Genomic DNA, 23,187 nt, shown 5'->3' with positions numbered 1-23,187 from the left:
AATGTTCGACCTTTAGCTAACAACAATAAAGAGATCACACACATGATATATGCAAATCCAGGTAGCGACAGCGCACTCGTAAACTTTAAACAACAATACGGAAACTATATTGGTGGGGAGTGGGTAAAGCCTGTAAATGGCCAATACTTTGATAATATAAGCCCAGTAAACGGTAAGGTGTTTTGCCAAGTACCGCGTTCAGACAAAGACGACATAGAGCTGGCTCTCGACAAAGCGCATGCAGTGCGAGAGCAGTGGGGCACAACGTCGGTGACCGACCGAAGTAACATACTGCTAAAAATAGCCGACCGAATTGAGCAAAACCTAGAGGTACTAGCTGTTGCCGAAACATGGGATAACGGTAAAGCAATTCGTGAAACACTCGCTGCTGATATTCCGCTAGCGGCAGATCACTTTCGCTACTTTGCAGGGTGCCTACGATCGCAAGACGGCACTATAGGTGAAATAGACGCAACCACCGTTGCGTATCATTTTCACGAGCCACTAGGTGTTGTTGGGCAAATTATTCCGTGGAACTTCCCTATTTTAATGGCCGCCTGGAAACTCGCGCCAGCACTTGCTGCAGGTAACTGCGTAATTTTAAAACCGGCTGAGCAAACACCAGCTTCTATTTTAGTTTTAATGGAGATAATTGGCGATTTACTCCCTGCAGGCGTATTAAATATAGTAAACGGCTTCGGTAAAGAAGCAGGCGAAGCACTGGCAACAAGCAAGCGTATCGCTAAAATTGCATTTACAGGTTCAACGCCTGTGGGCTCACATATTTTGAAATGCGCTGCTGAAAATATTATTCCTTCAACGGTCGAGCTCGGTGGTAAATCACCTAATATATTTTTTAATGATGTAATGGAAAAAGACGACGCGTTTTTATCCAAAGCGATTGAAGGCGCCGTGCTTGCTTACTTTAACCAAGGCGAGGTGTGTACGTGCCCATCAAGGCTGTTTATTCAAGAAGATATTTACGAGCAGTTTATTGAGCGAATACTCGAGCGTACTCAAAAAATTAAGCGCGGTAATCCGCTCGACAGTGAAACAATGGTGGGCGCGCAAGCTTCAAAAGCGCAATTTGATAAAATACTGAGCTACATTGAAATAGGCAAAAAGGAAGGCGCTGAAGTACTCACTGGCGGAAACATTGAGCAATTAAGTGATGACTTAAACGGTGGTTATTACATACAGCCTACGTTATTAAAGGGCACAAACGATATGCGTGTGTTCCAAGAAGAGATTTTTGGCCCTGTTATTTCAATGTCGACCTTTAAAGATGAAGCCGAAGCACTCGAGCTTGCCAACAGCTCTGAATTTGGTTTAGGTGCAGGGGTGTGGAGTAGAAACATGAATCGTGCTTATACCATGGGACGTAAAATTGAAGCTGGTCGAGTGTGGACAAACTGTTACCACATGTACCCAGCACATGCTGCATTTGGTGGTTATAAAAAATCAGGAATAGGGCGAGAAACACACAAACTAGCACTTGATCACTACCAACAAACTAAAAACCTATTAGTGAGCTACAGCGAAGATCCGCTCGGCTTCTTTTAATAAAACAGTTCAAACTTGTACACAACAACCATTAAATAATGAGGGCGCTGCATATTTGTAGCGCTTTTTTGTACATTGACTTAATGAATTTAAAACGTCTCAACCGCGTAATCGCTCTTATCATCAATCGTGTTTTTTGCATGTTTTTATTATATATATATTCTTTTTTTCAGTGTTAAAAAAGGTAATTTCATACGAGCTGAATTTTATAATTAATAACTGTATAAATTGGCAATAGTTGCAGTTTTGTCCGATAACATTATTAAAAGTCGTTCTGAGGTATTTAAACAAAGGCAATTTTATTACACATGTAATTACTTGTTTACATTGGAGTTGTTTGGTGGAATTATCAGGGTATGTAATATACGCCGTTTTTGGGGGTTATAAACCCCTATAGTGGTGTTCAATAAGCTGTTAGCGTCTTCTGAGGATTAATCATGAGTTTGGAAAATAAGCTGTCAGGATGGACAGGTCCTTCAAGTGATACTGAAAAGGACAAACAAGATAGAACGGAGCGAATGATTCGCCAAGCGATTGATGCCCACGAGCCGTTCAACAATTGTTCTCTAAAGGTATATGCGAAAGGGTCTTACGCCAATAATACAAATGTCCGTTCCGATAGTGATGTAGATATAGCGGTGGTATGTACAGATGTTCTATATTAGCTTTGATAAATAGGCGTAACAACACGCCCTGAGGTGGACGACTAGTAAAATTAGCTATTAACTGAAAACTTTAAAAGTGGTGATCCTCTGCGTTTTAAGGCCGCTAAATACGTCGATTCATCGTAGGGTGTATTCGTTTTCCAACACTTAAAAACAATCCTTATCCATTTAAATGCCAGTGATCTAATTATGCTGTTATGCGGCTTACCCTTGGCTTTTTGTTGCTCATAATACGCTTTAGCCCAAAACGAATAACGAATAGAAAAGCCTGCCCATTCCACAAATGTTTGCTTTAAAAGGAGTTACTGTGGTTTGATATATCGATGGTATGTATGCTTAATCACTTACTAACAGGTTACTATTTAAAACAATAAAAAACCGCTCAGTGAGCGGTTTTTTGCATATTACTAAAGGAAATTTAGTTAGAACGTGTAACGAGCACCAATTGAGTAACGCGGACCGTATTGATTAGCAAATAAGAACTGCTCTTCGTAACGTCCGTAACCTTCTTCGGTTGCATTATTTAAGTTTATGCCATCAAAAAATACAGTTACGTTTTCGTTTACATCGTAGTTAACGCTCATATCCCATTGGCCATATGCTTTAGCATATTGCGGAGGCGCATCGGCGGAGCCTTGTGCTTGGCCAACACCAATTAGGTATGAGTCGCGCCATGCATAAGTAATTTTAACTGATAGGCCGTCTTTTTCGTAAAAGCCTTGGAAGTTAGCTGAGTCACTTAAGCCTGTAAGTGGTGCTTGTTGATCAAGGCTTTCGCTATCAAATTCAACGTCGCCATCTACAAACGTCGCGTTAACACCTACACCAAAACCGGTTTCACCAATTAAGTGCTGAACAGCTACTTCAAAACCATCTACCGATTTACTGTCGGTGTTTTGTGGTTGGCTAATATTCCATGTAATTAGCGGATCGTCGCTGTTTGGTTCAATAACGCCATTTGCATTGCCGTAACCGCTGGCAATCATTTGTGCAAAAATAGCGTCGGTTGTTGCTTGCTCACCACGTGATTCAATATCGCTTACGGCTTGTAAGTAACGAGGGCCGTTTAAAATATCGTGCAAGCCATCAATAGTAGTTTGCGTAATGGTGGTTTGAATAAAGTTATCAACATCTTTTTTGAAGTAACCAACAGATGCGTAGCTGCCTTCTGCGTAGTAATACTCAAGTGATAAATCAAGGTTTGTTGATTCAAACGGCAGTAGGTTTGTATTACCTTGGCTACCTGTACGAGAACCTGGTTTTGGGCTGCCTGTTAAACTACGACCACCGGCTAGATTACCTAGTGGTGCACGCGACATTGTTTTACCCCAAGATACGCGGGCAACTACGTCTTCAGTTAAATCAACACTTACGTCGATTGAAGGCAGTAAAACATCGTAATCACCTTGTTGCTCTAAGAAGTTATCATCGCCGCCAGCAGCGTATTGCATGATCCACTCAGAAGCGCTGATCCAATTAACTTGATCCTCAACGCGTTGACGTACAGTACTGGTTACGTCTGTTTGCTCATAGCGTAGGCCTGCATTTACTTTTACGTAGTAGTTACTTACGTCAAATTCCCAGCTTGATTGAACATAAAAGCTATTAGTGATTTCTTCTACGTAGCTTTCGCTGTCAATACCATCCATATAGGCATTTGCGGCGTATGCATCGCTACCGGTTACATCAGCCGTTAAATACGCAATTTGGCGTGCAACAGCTTCGTCAAAGTCATACGTGTAGTAATAATTAGGTTGTAAATCGCTACCGCCGCCATCAAACTGATCTAATAATCCTGATGTGTCATGGCGAGTAAACATGCTATCTGGGAATATTTCTGTGAACGATGGGTTAAAGCCTGGACCACCTACTAAACCACTCCACGCGGTGTAACCGCCGGTGTTTTGCTCAGTACGTGATGCGCCAAATTTAACTTTAACTAAACCAATGTCGTAGCTTTCGTTATACCATGTCGTATGTAGTTGTAACTGTTCAATGTTTGACTCACCCGGTGAGTGAGTAAACTGACTAAAGTTCGAATCAATTTCGCCAGGCGTTAATTCACTTGTGCCGTTTAACCAGTTAACTTGAGCACTTGGAATATCGCCTGTGCGGTAATCGTAAATTTTATTAGCAAGCTGATCTGAGCCCAAAATCACTTGGCCGGTACTGCCTAGCCCGTCATCGGCGCCGTTGTCAGTCTCATTTTTAGAGTCGTGGTAATCAAGCTCTACGTGCCATGTGTCGTTAATTTCCCAATCAAGATTTAAACCAAGTGAGCGTGCTTTTACTTCTGTAGTACCTTTATTAGCTGTGAATGATGCATCGTTACCGCTAATATCAGCATAAACAGCTGTACCATTTTCATCTAGTTCGTAGCCATTAATATTGCTACCCAAGTCGTTCCAAATACCCCAACCAATACTTTGAGAACCTGTTACAGCTTTACTTGCAGTGTAATCAAGAGTTGCTACAAAGCCATCTACCGGTGCAAACTGAAAAGTAACTTGTCCGTTTGTACGTTCACGTTCTACATCTTCAATAGAGTAGTTCATGTCTTTAGGGAAGTAGTAGTTACCTGATGTATCTGTACGGTTATCAACAACGTTGCTGCTATCTAATTCAGGTAAGTCTACGTTTGCTTGCCAGCCTTGAATATTGGCACTTTGTTTTTGAAAGTCACGCTCTTGGTGCGAAAACGAAAAACCAAAACCAAAAGTGTCATCTACAAAAGTATTGCTGTAAACAGTAGAAAACTCTGGTGTTACGTCATCGCCAGCTTCGTTTGACGAGTCGTGGTTTGCTTTAACGGTTGCTGAAAAGTTCTGACCCGGCTTTTGAAAAGGGCGTGCAGTAGAAATATTAACTGTTGCACCTAAGCCACCGCTTGGCACATCTGCACGTGCTGTTTTAAATACTTCAAGGGCACTTACGCCTTCAGAGGCGATGTTTTCAAGGTTGTACGAACGTGTATAACCTGTGCCCGGCATTTGGCGACCATTTAAGGTAATTAAGTTAAACTCAGGACCAAAACCACGTACTGTAATTTGGCTACCTTCACCGTTTGCACGGCTCACCGATACGCCGGTAATACGTTGTAATGATTCTGCTAAGTTGGTATCTGGGAATTTACCCATTTCTTCAGACGAGATAGCATCTACAATACCCGAAGAGTCGCGTTTCATATCCATAGAACGAATAAGTGAACCACGAATACCTTTTACTTCAATAATTTCTACATCAGGCTTTGCTGATATGTCTGCTTCTGCAGCGATAGCTGTGTTTAATGTGCTCGCAGCAATGATAAGAGACACAGAAGCCGCAAGTTGGCTCTTTTTAAAATTGAATGTGTTCATAATAGCTCTGCTTTATAAAATGTTGTTCAAGAGTGAAGGTGCTGTGTAATACCAATTTTATTAAAAACATGATCATTTTATCGCATTAAATAACTCACTAACTGCGTTAAAAATGATTCATATAGAACAGCTATATGTCACAATTTTCGCCTTGTTATTGTGCTATTTTCTTAGCGCTATAATAGGTCTCTTGTTTAATGCAATTGGTATAAACACCTAGAATTTTGTCAGTGAAATCTTAATTATGGGTTTGAAATTGTCACATTATCAACACGGTATACTGCGCCAGCACCTTGGCCCCAATTAGGAAAAATCATCAATACATCTATCGCACTTACATCTAAACCGGCAGCCGATAAGTCAGAAAGTGTATAAGTATATGTTTGCCATTCGTTTAAAACAGGGGCAATGCCTTCAACACTTTCAGTAAGTGCAAGCTCTACATAAGAGTCACCTTCGTTTGACTCAACTTTGAAAAACCATGGAGCATCGGGTGTGCTTGGCATACTCGTAACTTTCATATCAAACGTAATTTGACCAACCGTTATGATAGCGCTTGCATCAAATGTCTCGCCACTTCCACCAACAGATGTGCGGCTATTAAAGCCCATTACGGTAGGCGTATCATTTATTGTAAATTCTGCTGTTATACCATGCTCTTCATCATCCATTACTTCCACGGGTGTAGAGCCGCTACAGCAGTCCCACATTGGCCAATCAAGATTTTGGGTATCAGAGAACACATCAAGTTCTGGGAAATCTTGAGTTATTTTTACATCATCAACTCTATAAACAGCACCATTACCAGTGCCCCATGCAGGGAAAATCATAACTACATCAATAGCACTAATATCTAAGTTTGCTGCAACAAGATCGGTTAATTTAAATGTGTATGTTTGCCATTGACCTACAACAGGCGCAATACCTTCAACGCTTTGGGTAATAGGCAATTCGGCTGCAGTAGGGGCATCTCCTGCGCTTTCAAGCTTAACAACCCATGTAGAGTTTGCATCAGCAGGTGCGCTAGTTACTTTCATTTTAAATTGAAAATACCCTTGTGCTAACAGGGGCGTAGCATCAAAAGGGGAGGCTACACCAGCTTCATCAGTAATGTTTGCCGCTCTTGAAATAAAACCGTTTACAGTTGGGTTTTCACCAACACTAAATTCAACTGTATTACCTTGCTGTTCATCAACAACTACTGCAGGAGTTGAACCTCCGCAACAATCCCATGCGGGCCAATTAATATTAAAAGAATCACCAAATATGGTTAATGGAGTAACTCCTCCAGCTATAGGTACTGGTGCATCACCCTCAAGTAAGGCATCGTTTAAGCTATCGTAACCTGGGCGAATAGTTTCACAACCTTTACCTGTATCAGGGTTTGATGCACATTGATAAACACGTACGTAATCAATAGCAAAGGTTTGGCCGTTTTCAAATGCGCTAGCGTCTACACCTAAATCATTAACGTTTTCAGGCCAGTCGCCGCCTACTGCTAGGTTTAGCAATAAGTGAAAATCTTTATCAAATGGTGCGCTATCCCAATGCGTTGTAAGTTCGCCAGAACCTTGCTCGAAGTATTCTGCAAACCAACCACGATGTTTTAAGCCCGCAGGCTCATTTTTGGAATTGTATAAAACCTCAGATTGACGCTGGGTTGCATAAAGGTAACCATCTACGTACCAGCGAATTTCACCTTCTTGCCATTCAACAGCATACGTGTGGAAATCATCTGCCGGATTAGTATTTTCAGGGAATTTATATTCTTGTCCTGTGTAGCTATTATCTGGCCATGCACGTCCGTAATGAAGGGTGCCGTGGATGCTTGACTCTATACCGCCGTCTTCATCTGGTGTTTTAAGGTTTACTGATTCTAAAACATCTATTTCACCAGAACGAGGCCAAGTGCCGTAAACTTCATCAGTTGGCAGCATCCAAAATGCTGGCCAGCTACCTTGTCCTGCTGGAAGTTTGGCGCGCACTTCAAAGCGACCATATGTAAAGTCGGCGTTGTAACGCGTATTTAAGCGCGCTGAGGTATACGGTTTTTCTGCACCTTCTGTCGCGGGGAGGGCAACAATGTTTAACACACCGTCTGCAATAAATGCATTTTGCTCGCTGTCGGTGTAACACTGTTTCTCGTTGTTACCACCGCCATCGCAGTTTAATTCATAGTTCCATTTGTTTGTATCAATGGCTGAGCCTTCAAACTCGTCGCTCCAAACCATTTGCCAATCTGATACTGGTTCAGAGGCATCTACATTTTCAAAATTTGATTTAGTGGCAGAGTCACCACCACAGCCAGCTAACGTAACTAAAGAGATAGCGGCAAGTAAACGTGTAATGTGCGTTGTTTCAATGTTCATAACTGAACCCCGGTTTCAACAGATTATTGTCAGATTAATTGTTTTTTGAGCTTTGTTTTTCATGCTGTAAGCGCTTACATTTTAGATTGTGTTTTGTAAGCGCTTACAAATGATATTGTGGAGTACGCAAATGGTCAACATATTTGTTTATTTTATTTACAATTAGTTTACGGTAAGACCAGTTTACCAATTTGAGACTGTACATAAATTGCATTTTATACAAATGGTTACGTTGTTTGTGTTTTTTGATGGGAGCAAGAACGGAATATTTTTTACGTCAAAAAGTAGGAAAGGACTTAACAATTAAAAGGTTAGTGACAGGTATATTTATAGTATTTAAAGAGTATTTTGTTTATACCAATCTACATAAAAGTAATTTTAAGTGGATTGGTATTGTATGAGATAAAATATGCTTGTTTTTACTTGTTTTTAAAAGGCATTGAAAGTAATCCCCAAAGCGAGGCATTTTGCTTTTGGCTTGGGTATTCTTTTAAGCCAATATTTATATCTGCGTCGGTTTTTTTAGCTTTACCTTTGTAGCTACCAAATAATTTATCCCACCAAATTACACTAAAACCATAGTTTGAGTTAGTTTCACTAACCACTTGGCTATGGTGAATTCGATGCAATATTTGCGTCATTAATATTAAACGCAGTGGTTTTTCAATAGCATTAGGTAGGCGTATATTTGCATGATTAAATAGTGCTAAACCATTAAGTGCTATTTCAAAAATAAGTACCGCAATGGCAGGTACGCCAAGAGCTGTTACTGCAATGAGTTTTATAAGTATGCTCAGTACAATTTCGATAGGGTGAAAGCGCAAGCCCGTACTTGTATCAACATGTGCATCGGCGTGGTGTACACGGTGCAAGCGCCATAAAATAGGCACTTGATGAAATAATCTATGCTGCCAATAAATTAATATATCGAGTAAAAGTATGCTCAATATAATAATTAAACTGCTTGGTAGGGCTATTTGATTAAATAAGCCAATGCCGTGCTCTTGATTGTAAAGTGCCACGGCGGTTAACCCAATAGGGACCACTAAGCGCGCAATAACTGATGAAGCAAACACTAATCCAAAATTAGCAAACCAACGTGTACTGCTTTTAATAGGCGCTTGGCGAGCAGGCTTTTGCCATTCAAGCAGCATCATTATAATTAAAATGCTAAAAAAGCAGCCGAGTCGCCACCATACTTCATTAGTCATTTATTACCTCAGAATTTGCACTGCTAGGCACGTTTTCAGCTGCTTTGTTAGCATCGGCTTCTTGTTGCTTAAGCGTGTGATAACCGCCATGTATACGGGTAAAAATAGTTATGCCGCACGCAATAGCGAAAATGCTCGCCATAACCGCAAAGTGCTGCGGCCAAATACAAAATGCAATAAATAGCGCTATTGTTTCAGTGCCTTCGGTTAAGCCGTTTAAGTAGTAAAAGCTTTTGTATTTAAATTGCGGTTTTTCGAGTTTAAATTTTTCGGCGGCAATCGCAAAAGCTAAAAAGCTTGAGCCCGTACCAATAAAAGTGGCAAGTAATAACGATCCCGCTATCGCGTTTTGCTCAGGGTTTGCCAAAATAAAGCCAAGCGGAATAGCCGCATAAAATAAAAAGTCGAGTGTGATATCTAAAAAGCCACCCGCGCTTGAACTTTGATTTGCATAGCGTGCTAATGCGCCATCAAGCCCATCTAAAATTCGATTTAAAGCAATGGCAACTAATGCGCCGTACCACATTTCAAACGCCAGTAATGGCACGGCTAATAAGCCAACTAAAAAGCCTACAACGGTTAGCTGATCGGCAGTTATGCCGCGTTTATGTATAAGCATAACCACAGGTGTTAAAAGTGGCTTAATTATAGGGGTGATAAATTTGTCTAGCATGTTTGTTGCCTTATGCGTATTAAAGCCACGAATTAAAGTGCGCTATTTAAAGTAATGAGTTTGCCATTTGCAGCGTCGGCGTCGCTATGGTCATGAGTAACCATAATTGCTGGTAGCTTATGATCGCGTATTTGGCTAAACACGAGTTCGCGTGTATCAACACGCAGTTGGGTGTCGAGTTTGCTAAAGGGTTCGTCGAGTAAAATGGCTTTAGGTTCGCTCAGCAGCATACGTAATAATGCAACACGGGCTTGTTGCCCACCCGATAAGTTATCGGGGTGACGATTACCCATATCTTTAAGACCTACTTGTTCAAGCGCGTGTTCTATTTTTTCAAGACGTTGTTTTTTATTGCCTTTGGGCATTGCAAAGGCAATGTTACCAGCAACAGTTAAATGCGAAAACAATAAAGCGTCTTGATAAAGCACTCCAATATGGCGCAAGTGTGGAGGGGTGTTATCGATATTTTGACCATTAAGCCACACCTCACCATTGGCCTTAAAGCTACTTGGTAAAGTACCCGTAAGCCAATTTAATAAGCTTGATTTACCACTGCCTGATGGGCCCATAATAGTCAGAATTTCACCGCCATTAACTTGCTCGTTTAAGCTAAGTAACAGCTCATTTTGGCGATAAAGCTGACAATTTTTAATCTGTAACGATGACTGCATTAAAAAACCTTAACCCTGATAGTGTTAAACATGGGTGCTTTAAATATGTGCACGTTTAAACACGTGCACTTTTGAAAAAATATTTAGGTAAACCCCATGCCAGTATAAATCCAATAAGTGGCAACGCCATTTGCATAATAGCGTACACGGCACTGGTGCGTCTGCTTGCGCCATTGGCAAGCGTAACGGCTTCGGTTGTTATTGTGGCTATGCGCCCGCCGCCAGCTAAAAGCGTGGGGAGGTATTGTCCAAAACTAATTGCTAAGCCCAGTGCGGCTGCAATTAAAATAGGGGCAAACAACTGAGGTAGTTTTACTTTAAAAAACACCTTGCATGGCGCTGCGCCTAGGCTTGCTGCAACATGAGCAAAACGAGGATCTAAGCGCCTATAACTGCTCGCAAGTGACAAAAACACATAAGGCAACACAAACAGTAAATGCGTAAGTACCACATTAAAAAATGCGGCTTGGTTATTTACCAATTGTTGTATCCATACTAGCCCAAACAAAAAGGCAATACTGGGTACTAATAACGGTAAGTAAATAATTAAACTGGTAAAACGAGAAATAGGTTTGTCACTCAACTGCTCTGATTCTAAACACAATAAAGTAAGAATAATGGCAAATAGTGTGGTTACTAAACCGATTGCTAGCGTATTAAAAAGCGGACTGCCCATTTGCATTAGCGCACTTTTAAAATGCAGTAGTGTAAATTGCTCAGGCATTGCATCTGGAAAGCGCCAAAAACCTGCAACCGACCACGTAACTAAACCAATAAGTGACAACAGTATAAAGCTAATTACTAATGTGGTGAGTACGACCGTTATTTTTTGCCAATAAAATCCGCCGTATTCGCGCACTCCATTAGTGAGAGAGTCGCTAAATAGCACTTTTACGGCCTTTTCTGCGCCAAGCCAAAGGGCTAACAAACCGCCTGTAACAGCCAGTTGTAATAAAGCACCTGCTGAGGCTTTAATACGCAGGTTTAAATCAACATCGTTAAACCAATGCATTATTGCAACTGCCAACGTGGGTGGTGTATTTGGGCCTAATATAAGAGGCATTTCTACACTTGCGCTTGCATAGGCAAGCACTGCTAAAAGCGGCAAACGCAGTAGCGGATAAAGACTTGGCAGTATTACTTTAAAAAAGGCGGTCATTGGGCAATAACCCAAGTTAAGCGCAACCTTATGTTGTTGGCGTAATTTTTTGCCAAGCTCAGGTTGAGCAAGTACGCCCAGTGCCATTAATAATAAAAAGGGAAGCTCTTTGAGTGTTAAGCCTAAAATAATACTAATACCGAACGAATCATGCGGAAACATACCGTTTGGCGCAAGTTCCCAGCCGCTTAACCAAGGCGACGCTAAGCGTGAAATCATACCTGAAGGGGCAATTAAAAACCCCACCGCAATAGCGGCTGCAGCATGAGGTATCACTAATATAGGGCTCAATAAACGCTGAATTCGGTTAAGCCACGGGCTATTAAAAAACGCAGCTAAAATCATTAAGGTAATGATAAATGCAAGCAGAGTACTTATTAAGCCCGTTGCAACGCTTAAGGTAACCATTTGAGTAAGGCCAGGTGTTTGCCAAAGGGCATTAAAACCTTGCAAGCTAAACGTTGTTTGCTCAAGTACGGGCGCATAACCAAAGGCAGGCAGCAATACGCTAATTAAGCCACCAAGTACGGGTAGTATAAGTAAAGCGAGTAAAAATCGCGGGCTAAATTTTACAATGCGCGTAAACATATCGGTGCTTTTATGCGTTTTAGGTTCAAGGTTTGTTACCACTTTATTTGAAATAACATTCATTGACTGACCCCGTAGCGCGTTTGCCAACCTTGCATAATGGCGTTTACCCAGCTTGGATGAGGTTCGCTCAATGTGCGTTTAATACTGTTTAAAGGCAGTGCACTTGGATGCGGTTTAGCTGTTTTAAATAAGGCTTGCTGATCAGGCGTTAACGTTGATTGAATAAGTACGCTTTTATCGCCCCATATATGCGCTTTTTGCTTTTGAGCTTGCGCTTCAGGGCTGAGTAAAAAATTAGCCACTAATTGCGCACTTTGCTGGTGGCTTGCATTGTAAGGGATTGCCACAAAATGGGTATTACTTAAACTGCCATCACTCATTGCGTAACTGCGAATGCTGTTTGGTAAATCATAGCGTTTTACAGCAGCTGGTACTTCAGGTGCTGAAAAAGTAAAGGCTAAACTCAACTCTGTATCGTCCACAAGGCGGCGCATTTGAGCACCACTTTGCATAAAATGAGTGCCACCACGCCAAAGCGTTGGGTGTAGTTTATCTAAAAAGTCCCACAGTGGGTTTAACACTTGCGCCGTATTCTTAGTTGTAGCTGGTTGGTTTAGCTGCGCTTTAATATTTTCGCTGCTTTGCTGATGCAGTACAACTAAGGCGTATTTTAAAAAGCTCATACCTAAAAAGTCAGGCGGCTTTGGGTAACTAAAGCGACCAGGGTTTTGTGCGCTCCAGTTTAATAATTCGTTTAATGTCGTCGGCAATTTATTGTTTGCATTACCATTTATTGCAATGCTGTCGTAATAAAACGTAAGTGACGCTTGCCCCCATGGAGCCTCCATCCCATTGGTAGGTAAACCAAAATCAAAGGTTACAGCAGGGTTATTAGCCGGATCGGTTAATGCAAAGTAGGGAAGTTTACTCGCCCATTGCTTTAAAAGCAGAGAGTGCTCACTCATGGTGGCAAAGTTAGCCCCGTTGATCCACATTAAATCTACGCTGCCTTGGTTGTTATTGTTTGCTGATTTTTCGGCAAGTACACGACTTACTGCTTCGCTGGTGTCACTTAATTTTACATGCACTAAGTTAATGTTGTACTTAGTTTTAACTTGCTGCGCTGCCCATTGAATATAAGCATTTATTTGCGCGTCGCCACCCCATGCATAAAAGTATACATCTTGATTGCTACCAAGTGTTTGAACTTGTTGCCAGCGAGATCCCTGTTGTGTGTTTATTACTAAATTACTTTTACTATTTGAGTTAATAACGGTATTAGCAAACGCAGTGCTCGAAAAAACAGCTAAATTTGCGATTGTACAAACGCAAAACGCGACACAGCAAAAGCTGTATCGCGCCTGTGTTTGCCAAAACTTAATGGCGAACATTTAAATCCCAGTTATAGTCTAAAAATTTAACTTTCATGTCATCATTTTTAAGTACTTTTTGCTGAGCGGGTATCAGTTTAAGAGCATCGCTGTATTGCAAGAAAAACTGCTGTAGCGTGTTTGTACCTCTAAAACCTTTTTCAAAGTCATCGCCGTACCATTTAAATATTGAAGACACGCTTAGCGTATTTTCTTGAGCCATATTACGTGTCATATCTGATAAAAAGCGCACTGTTTGCTCTTGCAATTGGCTTTCTAAATCAGTGGCTGTATACGCTTCTTCTCGAAGCGCTGGGCAACCAATACTCGCGCAATTTACTGCAAAGTGAATGCGTGGGTCGTTGTATTTACCGCTGCCACGTATTAAACCATGTTCTATATCATCAAGGCTGCGAGTTTTGCCAAGTAATGGCACAAACTCTTTACTCCATGGTGAGCTAAAAAAGCTCCCTAAGTCTTTAATTGACTTAATATCAGGGTACTTAGTCAATATAAGTTCAACAGTCCACGCATTATAAGCATTGATCAAAAAAGCGAGTTGCTTAGGCTTTTCCCATGCGTCAAATTCGCTTTGCGTTACAGCCGTTAACGAATCTAAATACGTTTTTAGCTGTGCATGCTCATGTTTTATGGCAGCGTAATCAACCTCAGTACTGTGATTATGGTTAATAGCGACAACATGCTTATTTAACAATGCATTCCAGCTATCGTGCATGTTTTGGGCTTGGGCCGAAAATGATGTTGCAAACGATGTTACAACTAAAGCCGAACCAAGTAGCAATGCTTTTAGAGGTGTTTTAAACATAATTAACCTCTACGCCAAGTGTGGTATTTTTCAAGCAAGTTAAGCACTTTTTCAGGTGCATGAGCGCGTTTCCACTCACCTGCTGCGTATTTGTTACCTTCAGCCCAAGTAGGGTAGCTGTGTATAGTACCGAGTATTTTGTTAAGACCTAAGCCGTGTTTCATTGCCAGTACAAACTCAGCAATTAAATCGCCAGCGTGTTCAGATACCACGGTAACGCCCAATATTTTATCTTTGCCTTTGGGTGTAATCACTTTAATAAAGCCTTTTGTAGCGCTGTCGGTAATTGCACGGTCTAGCTCTTCAAATTCAAAACGAGTAATTTCGTAATCTATGCCTTTGTCTTTTGCGTCTTGCTCGTTTAAGCCAACACGTGCAACTTCTGGGTCAATAAACGTAGTCCACGGAATAACACGGTAATCTACTTTAAACTTTTTAAGGTGACCAAATAAGCCATTTACCGCTGCGTACCAACCTTGATGGGCTGCCACATGTGTAAATTGGTATGGACCTACAATATCGCCTGCTGCAAAAATATTTGGGTACAGTGTTTCTAGGTATTCGTTAGTTACTACTGTGCGGTTTGTTTCAATGCCTAGCTCTTCAAGACCGTAACCTTTAAGGCGCGCACTTCGACCAACAGCACATAATAGCTCGTCGTATTCAATATCTATTTCTTTGTCGTTATGTTTAACAACAATATATTTTTTACCATCGCGCGTTTCACAACGAAGTGCTTGGTGCGATGTTAAAATATTAACGCCACTTTCGGTTAACGCTTCGTGAGCAAAAGTAGACACTTCAAGATCTTCTTTGATCATGATGCGTTCGCTCATTTCAATTTGCGTAACACTTGAACCTAAACGTGCAAAGCTTTGTGCTAATTCGCTACCAATTGGACCGCCACCTAGTACTACAAGTTTTTTAGGTGCCTCATCTAATTCTGCAAATTTATTCCACAATGTATCGCTTGTTACATAACCTGTTTCTTCAATACCAGGTAGTGGCGGTACAAATGGGCGTGCGCCAGTGGCAATCACAATAGTACGAGCGGTGAGTGTTTGCGTGCCACCGTCGTTAAGTTTAATTTCTACAGTCCACGGGTCTATTAATTTACCGTAACCTTTTACTACATCTACGCCTAAGTCTGTGTAACGCTCAACACTGTCGTGTGGTGCTACATCGGCAATAACTTTATGTACACGTGCCATTACTTTTTTGAACGAAAACTGTGGTGTTGCGTTTTCTAAGCCGTAGTTTTCACCGTGGCGAATTTGCTCTGCAATTTTAGCGCTTTTAATGACTGCTTTACTTGGAACACAACCATAGTTTAAACAGTCGCCGCCCATTTCGCCCGCTTCAATAAGGGTTACTTTTGCTTTAACAGCAGCAGCAATATAACTTGTTACCAAACCACCTGCGCCTGCGCCAATTACAATCATGTTACGGTCGAATTTTTTAGGTTTAGTGTAGTTTTTGTATACACGACGTTTTTTAAACACGTTTAAAATTCCTTTAGCAATGAAAGGGAAAATGCCCAATAAAGCGAATGATAAGATTAAGTTGAATGATAAAATTCCAGATAAGCTCTCTATTTGCGCCAGTTGTGTACCTGCGTTAACAAATACAAATGTACCGGCGAGCATACCTGCTTGGCTTACCCAGTAGTAAGTCCATGACTTTATTGAAGTAACACCCATTAGTAAGTTAATTAAAAAGAACGGAAACACCGGCACTAAACGAAGGGTAAATAAGTAAAATCCACCTTCTTTTTCAACGCCTGCATCAATGGCGGCTAAGCGCTCAGGAAAACGTTGTTTAATAGTGTCACGTAGTAAGTAACGCGATACTAAAAAGGCAAGTGTTGCGCCAATAGTTGAGGCAAAAGATGCAACCAATAAGCCTTCAACTAAGCCAAACAGTGCACCTGCGGCCAGTGTTAAAATAGCGGCGCCTGGTAAAGAGAGAGCAGTTACTACTACGTATAGTAAAAAGAACCCACCAATAACTAGTAATGGTGACTGCTCTTTATATTGACTAAATTGATCCATCGACCCTTTTAGGCCATCAAGTGTAAGTAAATGGTGTAAGTCAAAATGAAAGAACAGGCCGACGGCGGCCGCTGCAATCAATAATAAAAATATTTTTTTAATCATGTTCTCTCTCTTAAAAATTATGGGTCAGCGTAAGCTTGGCGTTAATTGGCAACTCAGGAAAAGCTAAAGTTGCGCCAAAGTAACCGCCTTCAAATACTGGGCGCCAGTTTTTTTGATTCGTTACGTTGTTCACATCTAATCGTAACTTGGTACTAGGCGTAAAAGCATAGCTAGTATTTACGTTTAGTGTGTACTGATCACGAATTTTTACTGTCGCCAAAAAGTCTAATGGGTAACTCTTTGTATATAGACCTGAAAAACCCGTTTGCCATTTCGAATTAATTGAATAATTTCCGTTAAAGCTGAACGATTGCTCAGGGATACCCTGTACACGGGTGTTTGAAGGTGCAAAAGCGGTAAAGCTAGGTGCGCCAACACTGGTACCTTCAATAATATCTGGACGTGAGTTGTCAAATGCATCGGCTACTTGAGCTGAATCTTGGCTACTTGCAGAATTATCGTAGCGAGCATCAATATAGCTGTAGCCAGCACTTAGCCAATAAGGGTAAGCATCATAAAATACTTGGCTTTCAAAGCCGGTAGTACGAATCCCGGTATTGCTACCATCGCGATTACGTAAACTACGACGTTGGCTGAATACTGCTCCATCGGCGTACCAATCACTGTCGGTGGGTGCGTATTTTAAACCAAATTCAACTAAAGTATTTTCGGTTGAAAAGTTTTGCGCGCTAATCGTGTTGTCGCCACCAAGAGACGTGCCGCCAGCCATGCTATTTGATGTGGCTTCGTTGTAACTTGCTGCACCATAAGTGGTGTAATCACCGTTTAATCGGTAGTTAAAGCTTATTTGCCCAGAATGTAGCTTATCGTTAATGCTATCGCGAGCTGCAATTTCACCCTCTGGCGCTATTTGGTCGTGCGCGTCTACGTCATAAAAATCAATGCGGTAGCCAACGCTTGTATGAAACTTATCTGTCCAATCAGAATCTTGCTGAATAGCAAAGCCTGTTTGCCATGAACGCGAATCGGTAGTGTCTGATAAGTTAAAGTCGCCACTGCCGTCATTATTAATATCATATTGACCACCAGGGGATACAAATACACCTGGGCTAATTTCAATTAAACGCGCTTGTTGTACATCAGTTAAAGGAATGCGGCGATTTGAAATTGGGCCTGTTAAATCAATAGGTAAGTCGGCTTCTGTTGTAAATTGGCTGTAGCCTAATACGCGGTTATAACGCACATCAAATGCAAAAATTGTTTGCTGGTCGCTATTCCAAAGATAGGTAAGCTCGGTACGGTTTTGCGCGGTATCGGCACCATCTATAATTTCAACAAAGCTATTTTGTGCAATTTCTTCGCGTTGTAAGTGCTGAAAATACGTAATGTTTTTTATTGATGCATTGTTTGAAAGTTCACGCTTATAAATGCTGTGTAATAAATAAGTAGTGGCTTCGTTTTGATTATCAGGATCGGTAAGCACTGTACTGCGATCTATTTTTACTTGCCCAGTTGGTGAGATTATTGAACCTGCTGCCGGTACTGTGCTGCCATTTGCTTGCACGCCTTGGCCGGTAATATAAAGGCCATTATCTATTAGCGCTTGAGTAGGGCGGTTAATACCTGCGTTATCGGTAAATTCAACTTGATATAACTCAAAGTTAATATCCCAGCTGCTCTTGTCATCGGGTAATACGCGTAATGATGCAAATAAGCTGTCGCTCTTTGTGCCTGAAAAGTCGTAGTAGCTGCCGTTGTCAATGTGCTCAGCACTGACTCTAAAACCTACCTTGTCTTTTACAATCGGTGCGCTGTAATCTACTAAAACACTGTACTGATCCCATCGACCTGCAGATACAGTTGCTTTGCCTTTACTTTCGTCAGTTGATGCTTTTTTAGAATGTAAGTTTACAAAACCACCGTTGCGTTGGCTTGAGCCAAATAATACCGGCGGCGCGCCTTTTACCACGTCTATCTGTTCTATAGAGTTGAACGATAACGGCACGCCAAAGCCATTATTACCTGCTTGGCGGCGTGTACCATCTTGGAAAAGCTCACCTAGTTGCCCACGAATAGTAGGTAAACTGGGTGCCCCAAAACCACTGGCTGAATAGGTATTAGGGCTTACGGCAAGTACATCTTGTAAAGTCGTAATATTGAGTTGTTCTATTAACTCGCTTGAAATTGGTGTGACTGAGCGGGCTATATCTTGTAGGGCTAAGTTGTCGCCAAAAGGGCCGTCTACAGTGGCGTTTTTAACCGAAAGACCTTGAGATTTAATAACTTGGCCTGCCACCTCAATGCGTTCTATTGCGCCATCTTTTGTTGTTTTTGATTCTTCGGCTGCAAAAGCATTAAGTGGTGTATTTAATATGGTGGCTAGGGAAAGTGCTAAATATGCGTGTTTCAAACGTTTTCTCTCTACGGTTAAAATGTTGTTGGCGATAAAGACCGAAAGGATTAAAAATAAATTTCAGTAAAATTTCGATTCTTTTTGTTTTTTAGAACATAACAAAACGGATGCATTATAAAGGTGGTAATTAAGTACTATTGTTTTATTAGTTGATAAAATATTAATAGAGCGATTGTATTAGAGTGAATGTAAATATTTGCTTTTAATGGGCTTTTTTAATTATAGACTACTTTTCACCTGCTAACATTTTAAAATTGTTAACTTTTACGCAGCATTTTAAAATTCCTAAAATAAGCTTCACTTTTATTACTACAAGGCTTAATTACTTTTTTATTTAAAATAATTAAATTTTTTTGAAATAAAAAATAACTTATACGGTCTAGGTTACTTCAACGTTTATTAATATTCATTTAAGGAAATTTTATGACAGGTTCAATGAGTTCTGATGTGCAAAACCGTTTGCAATGGTCACTTTTATCTTTGCGTTTAGGCGTATTTATTGTAATGGTTATGTGGACGTTCGATAAATTTGTAAACCCTGGTCATAGCGCACGTATTTTTGAACATTTTTACGGTATTAGTGGCTCATCTGATATAGTTGCTTATGTTATCGGTGCTCTACAACTTATATTAGTATTGGCATTTTTAGCGGGTATTAAAAAGCGCATAACTTACGGAATCATTTTTGTAATGCATGGCTTATCAACGCTTTCTTCGTACAACCAGTATATAGATGGCTTTAACAACTTATTATTCTTCACTGCATGGCCAATGTGGGCTGCGTGTTTTGCACTTTACTTATTACGCGACCAAGACGTGAAATTTACTGTAAAGTAATAAAACAATAGCTATACCCTTAAGGTTGTAGCTAAAAATACATTGGGCTGAGTTATTTACTATTTCAGCCCAATGTATAGCCTTTGAGCACTTCTTCTAATAATCCAATCTCTTTGTCATCTTCTAAAAATAATCCTTTTTATATTATTTCATCTTAAATATTGCGTTAGATCAAAGTTAATATATTTGTAAGAACAATATCGACAGCTTTAGTTTATGTTAGCTATACGGTTAGTAGGTTTTAATTACCTCAAGTTATTCAACTCAATGTTGTATAGAAGGCTCGTATGGAAAAGGTCAAAATTTCGTCAGTGCATCAATCATCAAATCGTTCAGTAAACAAGTCTTCACATAATCAAAATTGCGATGAATGGAGTAAGCTCGATTTAGCACAATTACAAGCAAAGCTAAAAACATCATCCAACGGGTTAAGCCAAACTGATGCCACACAAAGATTGGCACAATATGGACCTAACGAACTAGTTGAAGAAAAAACAAACCTACTACTCAAATTCTTATCTTACTTTTGGGGACCAATACCGTGGATGATCGAGGCTGCTATTATTTTATCGGCGCTTGCTAAGCACTGGGCTGATTTTTTTATTATTCTTGTATTATTGTTGTCCAACGTATTGGTTGGCTTTTGGGAAGAGCATCAAGCGGGTAATGCAATTGCTGCATTAAAAGCAAAATTAGCCAACAAAGCACGCGTTCGCCGCGATACTCAATGGCAAAATTTAAATGCCAGCGAACTTGTACCGGGTGATGTTATTAGAATGCGGATGGGCGATATAGTGCCTGCAGATGCGCGTTTGCTAAATGGTGATCCAGTAGAAGTCGATCAATCGTCACTTACGGGTGAGTCGTTACCGGTTGTAAAGTCGGCGGGTGAAACTGTTTATTCGGGCTCTATTATTCGCCAAGGTGAAATTGAGGCAATAGTATACGCAACCGGCGCTAATACCTTTTTTGGTAAAACAGCACAGTTAGTGCAAGGGGAGCGAACCGCAAGTCATTTTCAGCGTGCGGTGCTTAAAATTGGTAATTATTTAATAATGCTTGCTGCGGCTTTAGTGCTGCTTATAGTTATTGTTGCTTTGTTTCGCGATGATCCAATGATTACCACATTGCAGTTTGCACTCGTATTAACCGTTGCGGCAATACCAGTCGCCATGCCAACAGTGCTATCAGTTACTATGGCTGTAGGCGCTCGTTTATTGGCTAAAAAGCAAGTGGTTGTAACACGTTTAGCTGCAATTGAAGAGCTAGCAGGTGTTGATATTCTTTGTTCCGATAAAACAGGCACATTGACACAAAACCTATTAACGTTAGGTGACCCGTTTTATATCGAAAACTCAATAAATAAAGGCTCTGCTGAGCAAGTTATATTGTACGCGGCATTAGCATCTCGCTCAGAAAATAACGATCCGATTGACTTAGCTGTATTACAAAGCGTAAAAGCTGAGCAGCATCTAGATTCTTATCATATAGAGCATTTTCAGCCATTTGATCCTGTGAGCAAACGTACTGAAGCATTAATTAAAAATGCTGATGGTAAAGCGTTTAAAGTGACCAAAGGTGCACCGCAGGTTATTTTAGCTTTGTCGGCTAATATTGAGGTAGTTAAAACTCAAGTTGAGGCATCGATAGATGAATTTGCAGCACGTGGGTTTCGCTCTTTAGCGGTTGCTAAAACAGACGAGCAAGGTAAATGGCAATTTATAGGCGTATTGCCGCTTTTTGATCCACCGCGTGAAGAAGCAATACAAACCATTGCCGATGCAAAAGAAATGGGTATGAGCGTTAAAATGGTCACGGGCGACCAAGTGGCCATTGCGCGCGAAACTGCAAGTAAACTGGGTTTAGGAACAAACATTCTTGATGCTAGTGGGTTTGGTGCAACTGAGCATCATCAAGCCACACAGTTAGATGATTCTATCGAGAGCGCTGACGGATTCGCACAAGTATTTCCTGAGCATAAATACCATATTATTGATGTGCTTCAGCATAGAGGGCACATTGTTGGTATGACAGGAGATGGCGTAAATGACGCGCCAGCACTTAAAAAAGCTGATTGTGGTATTGCTGTATCGGGTGCTACAGATGCAGCGCGTTCAGCAGCATCAATTGTGTTAATGACCGATGGCTTATCGGTTATTATTGATGCAGTTAAAGAAAGCCGAAAAATATTTCAACGCATGAACAGTTACGCTATTTACAGGGTTGCTGAAACACTGCGCGTACTACTTTTTATGGCAATGGCGATATTAATTTTTAACTTTTATCCGTTAACCGCAGTCATGATTGTAATGCTTGCTTTACTTAACGATGCCGCCATTTTGTCTATTGCATACGACAATGTGCATTATCAAAATAAGCCCGAAACATGGAATATGCGGCTCGTTTTGGGTATTGCATCTGTGCTGGGAATTGTAGGACCAATTGCAGCCTTTGGTTTATTTTACTTGGGCGATAAAGTATTTGAACTCGACCGCCCTCATCTTCAAACATTAATGTACTTATTACTTTCTGTAGCAGGGCATTTGACTATATTTTTAGCGCGTACCCGAGGTCCATTTTGGTCTATTAAACCGTCTGCTATATTAATGGTCGCTGTATTTGGCACGCAAGTTATAGCAACACTTATTGCTGTTTATGGTGTGTTTATGACCCCACTAGGATGGGGATGGGCACTTGCTGTGTGGGCATATGCTTTGGTGTGGTTTTTTATTAACGATGGTTTAAAGCTAGTGGCGTATCGAATTTTTGATCCGACAGAAGCACCCTTACTAGAGAAGAGTTAGAGCATAGGTTTAGATATAAAAAGTGGTTATAAGCCAAGTGGCTTATAACCAATAGTACACAAGGGAGTGTATATAAGGTGGTTCAATTATTTGTGAGTAAAGTTACTCACAAATAAAAAGTATTAGTGCATTGCATCGTTATACTGCTTTGCCAAGCTTTGTTTTTGCCCTTCGGTTAGTGCTTTACCTGCTAATTGAAATACTTCGTGTTCTTCTTCACTTAAATGATGATGTACTAAATGGTGCAACTTTTTAGCTGCAACTAACCATGCAGATGAGCTCATTTTGGTATCTTCAAGTTGTTCAATTAATTCATCAATTTCGTGATGTTCAGCTACGCTGTGGCGCGCTTTTTCATGAGTTAAGTCATCAAACATAAGTGGATTGTAAAAGTAACGTTCTTCAAATTTTGCGTGTTGTTCTAGTTCTGTTTTTAGCTCGTCCATTAGCGTGTGGCGCTGCTCTGTGTCGCCGTGCGTTTGAATAAGCGCATCTACTAATTCTCGTTGTTTGTCATGGTCATGACGTAGTGCTTCAAAAATATTCATAACTAATCCTTTTA

The 23,187-nt window shown here is 40.7% G+C and carries 15 protein-coding genes and 1 pseudogene; 4 read left to right on the top strand and 12 right to left on the bottom strand.

Annotation, left to right across the window (positions count from 1 at the left end):
- The first annotated feature begins 42 nt into the window (after positions 1 to 42).
- Positions 43 to 1,563 (top strand): acetaldehyde dehydrogenase ExaC, encoded by a 1,521-nt coding sequence (gene exaC, locus I6F40_RS12745; protein ID WP_197193021.1) that lies wholly within the window; start codon positions 43 to 45, stop codon positions 1,561 to 1,563.
- Positions 1,564 to 2,000: 437 nt separating this feature from the next.
- A complete protein-coding gene (locus I6F40_RS19905) occupies positions 2,001 to 2,228 on the top strand; it encodes a nucleotidyltransferase domain-containing protein (RefSeq protein ID WP_197193020.1) in 228 nt (75 codons plus the stop codon).
- 50 nt (positions 2,229 to 2,278) lie between these two features.
- Here the strand turns inward: I6F40_RS19905 and I6F40_RS19900 are convergent.
- The 11 genes and pseudogenes from I6F40_RS19900 to I6F40_RS12690 form a co-directional block, all read right to left on the bottom strand.
- A pseudogene (locus I6F40_RS19900) lies at positions 2,279 to 2,524 on the bottom strand (IS110 family transposase); the annotation flags it as partial.
- A 126-nt stretch (positions 2,525 to 2,650) separates the two neighbouring features.
- Positions 2,651 to 5,584 (bottom strand): TonB-dependent receptor, encoded by a 2,934-nt coding sequence (locus I6F40_RS12735; RefSeq protein ID WP_197193019.1) that lies wholly within the window; start codon positions 5,582 to 5,584, stop codon positions 2,651 to 2,653.
- Positions 5,585 to 5,826: 242 nt separating this feature from the next.
- On the bottom strand, positions 5,827 to 7,953 hold the full coding sequence (locus I6F40_RS12730) for a glycoside hydrolase family 16 protein (protein ID WP_166377421.1): 2,127 nt from the start codon (positions 7,951 to 7,953) through the stop codon (positions 5,827 to 5,829).
- Between the two features lie 419 nt (positions 7,954 to 8,372).
- Complete coding sequence (locus I6F40_RS12725) at positions 8,373 to 9,164, bottom strand: sterol desaturase family protein (protein ID WP_166377420.1); 792 nt, start codon at positions 9,162 to 9,164, stop codon at positions 8,373 to 8,375.
- Entirely contained in the window at positions 9,157 to 9,837 is a 681-nt protein-coding gene (locus I6F40_RS12720) for a CDP-alcohol phosphatidyltransferase family protein (RefSeq protein WP_166377419.1), read from the bottom strand. The genes I6F40_RS12725 and I6F40_RS12720 overlap by 8 nt, the downstream gene beginning before the upstream one ends.
- A 32-nt stretch (positions 9,838 to 9,869) precedes the next feature.
- On the bottom strand, positions 9,870 to 10,508 hold the full coding sequence (locus I6F40_RS12715) for an ATP-binding cassette domain-containing protein (RefSeq protein ID WP_002960109.1): 639 nt from the start codon (positions 10,506 to 10,508) through the stop codon (positions 9,870 to 9,872).
- A gap of 55 nt (positions 10,509 to 10,563) precedes the next feature.
- Positions 10,564 to 12,318 (bottom strand): ABC transporter permease, encoded by a 1,755-nt coding sequence (locus I6F40_RS12710; RefSeq protein ID WP_166377418.1) that lies wholly within the window; start codon positions 12,316 to 12,318, stop codon positions 10,564 to 10,566.
- Complete coding sequence (locus I6F40_RS12705; RefSeq protein WP_166377417.1) at positions 12,315 to 13,649, bottom strand: ABC transporter substrate-binding protein; 1,335 nt, start codon at positions 13,647 to 13,649, stop codon at positions 12,315 to 12,317. Before I6F40_RS12705 ends, I6F40_RS12710 begins: the two co-directional genes overlap by 4 nt.
- A complete protein-coding gene (locus I6F40_RS12700) occupies positions 13,636 to 14,454 on the bottom strand; it encodes a DUF547 domain-containing protein (RefSeq protein WP_166377416.1) in 819 nt (272 codons plus the stop codon). The genes I6F40_RS12705 and I6F40_RS12700 overlap by 14 nt, the downstream gene beginning before the upstream one ends.
- 2 nt (positions 14,455 to 14,456) lie before the next feature.
- Positions 14,457 to 16,610 carry an FAD-dependent oxidoreductase gene (locus I6F40_RS12695; RefSeq protein WP_166377415.1) on the bottom strand — a complete coding sequence of 718 codons (2,154 nt, stop codon included), beginning with the start codon at positions 16,608 to 16,610 and terminating at the stop codon, positions 14,457 to 14,459.
- 10 nt (positions 16,611 to 16,620) lie between these two features.
- The gene (locus I6F40_RS12690; protein ID WP_166377414.1) at positions 16,621 to 18,981 is read right to left on the bottom strand and encodes a TonB-dependent receptor; all 2,361 of its coding nucleotides are present in this window, start codon (positions 18,979 to 18,981) and stop codon (positions 16,621 to 16,623) included.
- A gap of 426 nt (positions 18,982 to 19,407) precedes the next feature.
- Here I6F40_RS12690 and I6F40_RS12685 point away from each other — a divergent pair, with 426 nt between their 5' ends.
- Positions 19,408 to 19,821 carry a hypothetical protein gene (locus I6F40_RS12685; protein WP_166377413.1) on the top strand — a complete coding sequence of 138 codons (414 nt, stop codon included), beginning with the start codon at positions 19,408 to 19,410 and terminating at the stop codon, positions 19,819 to 19,821.
- A gap of 287 nt (positions 19,822 to 20,108) precedes the next feature.
- Positions 20,109 to 22,625: a plasma-membrane proton-efflux P-type ATPase gene (locus tag I6F40_RS12680; protein ID WP_166377412.1), complete on the top strand. Its 2,517-nt coding sequence runs from the start codon at positions 20,109 to 20,111 to the stop codon at positions 22,623 to 22,625.
- A gap of 122 nt (positions 22,626 to 22,747) precedes the next feature.
- Here I6F40_RS12680 and I6F40_RS12675 read toward each other — a convergent pair whose 3' ends face one another.
- Positions 22,748 to 23,173, bottom strand: coding sequence for a hemerythrin domain-containing protein (locus I6F40_RS12675; RefSeq protein WP_166377411.1), 426 nt, complete (start codon positions 23,171 to 23,173; stop codon positions 22,748 to 22,750).
- Positions 23,174 to 23,187 lie beyond the last annotated feature (14 nt).

The organism is Pseudoalteromonas sp. SWXJ133 (assembly GCF_015864365.1).
Classification (GTDB): Bacteria; Pseudomonadota; Gammaproteobacteria; order Enterobacterales; family Alteromonadaceae; genus Pseudoalteromonas; species Pseudoalteromonas arctica.
Note: the sequence above shows the minus strand (reverse complement) of the source record. Positions and strands in the feature narration are given on the sequence as shown.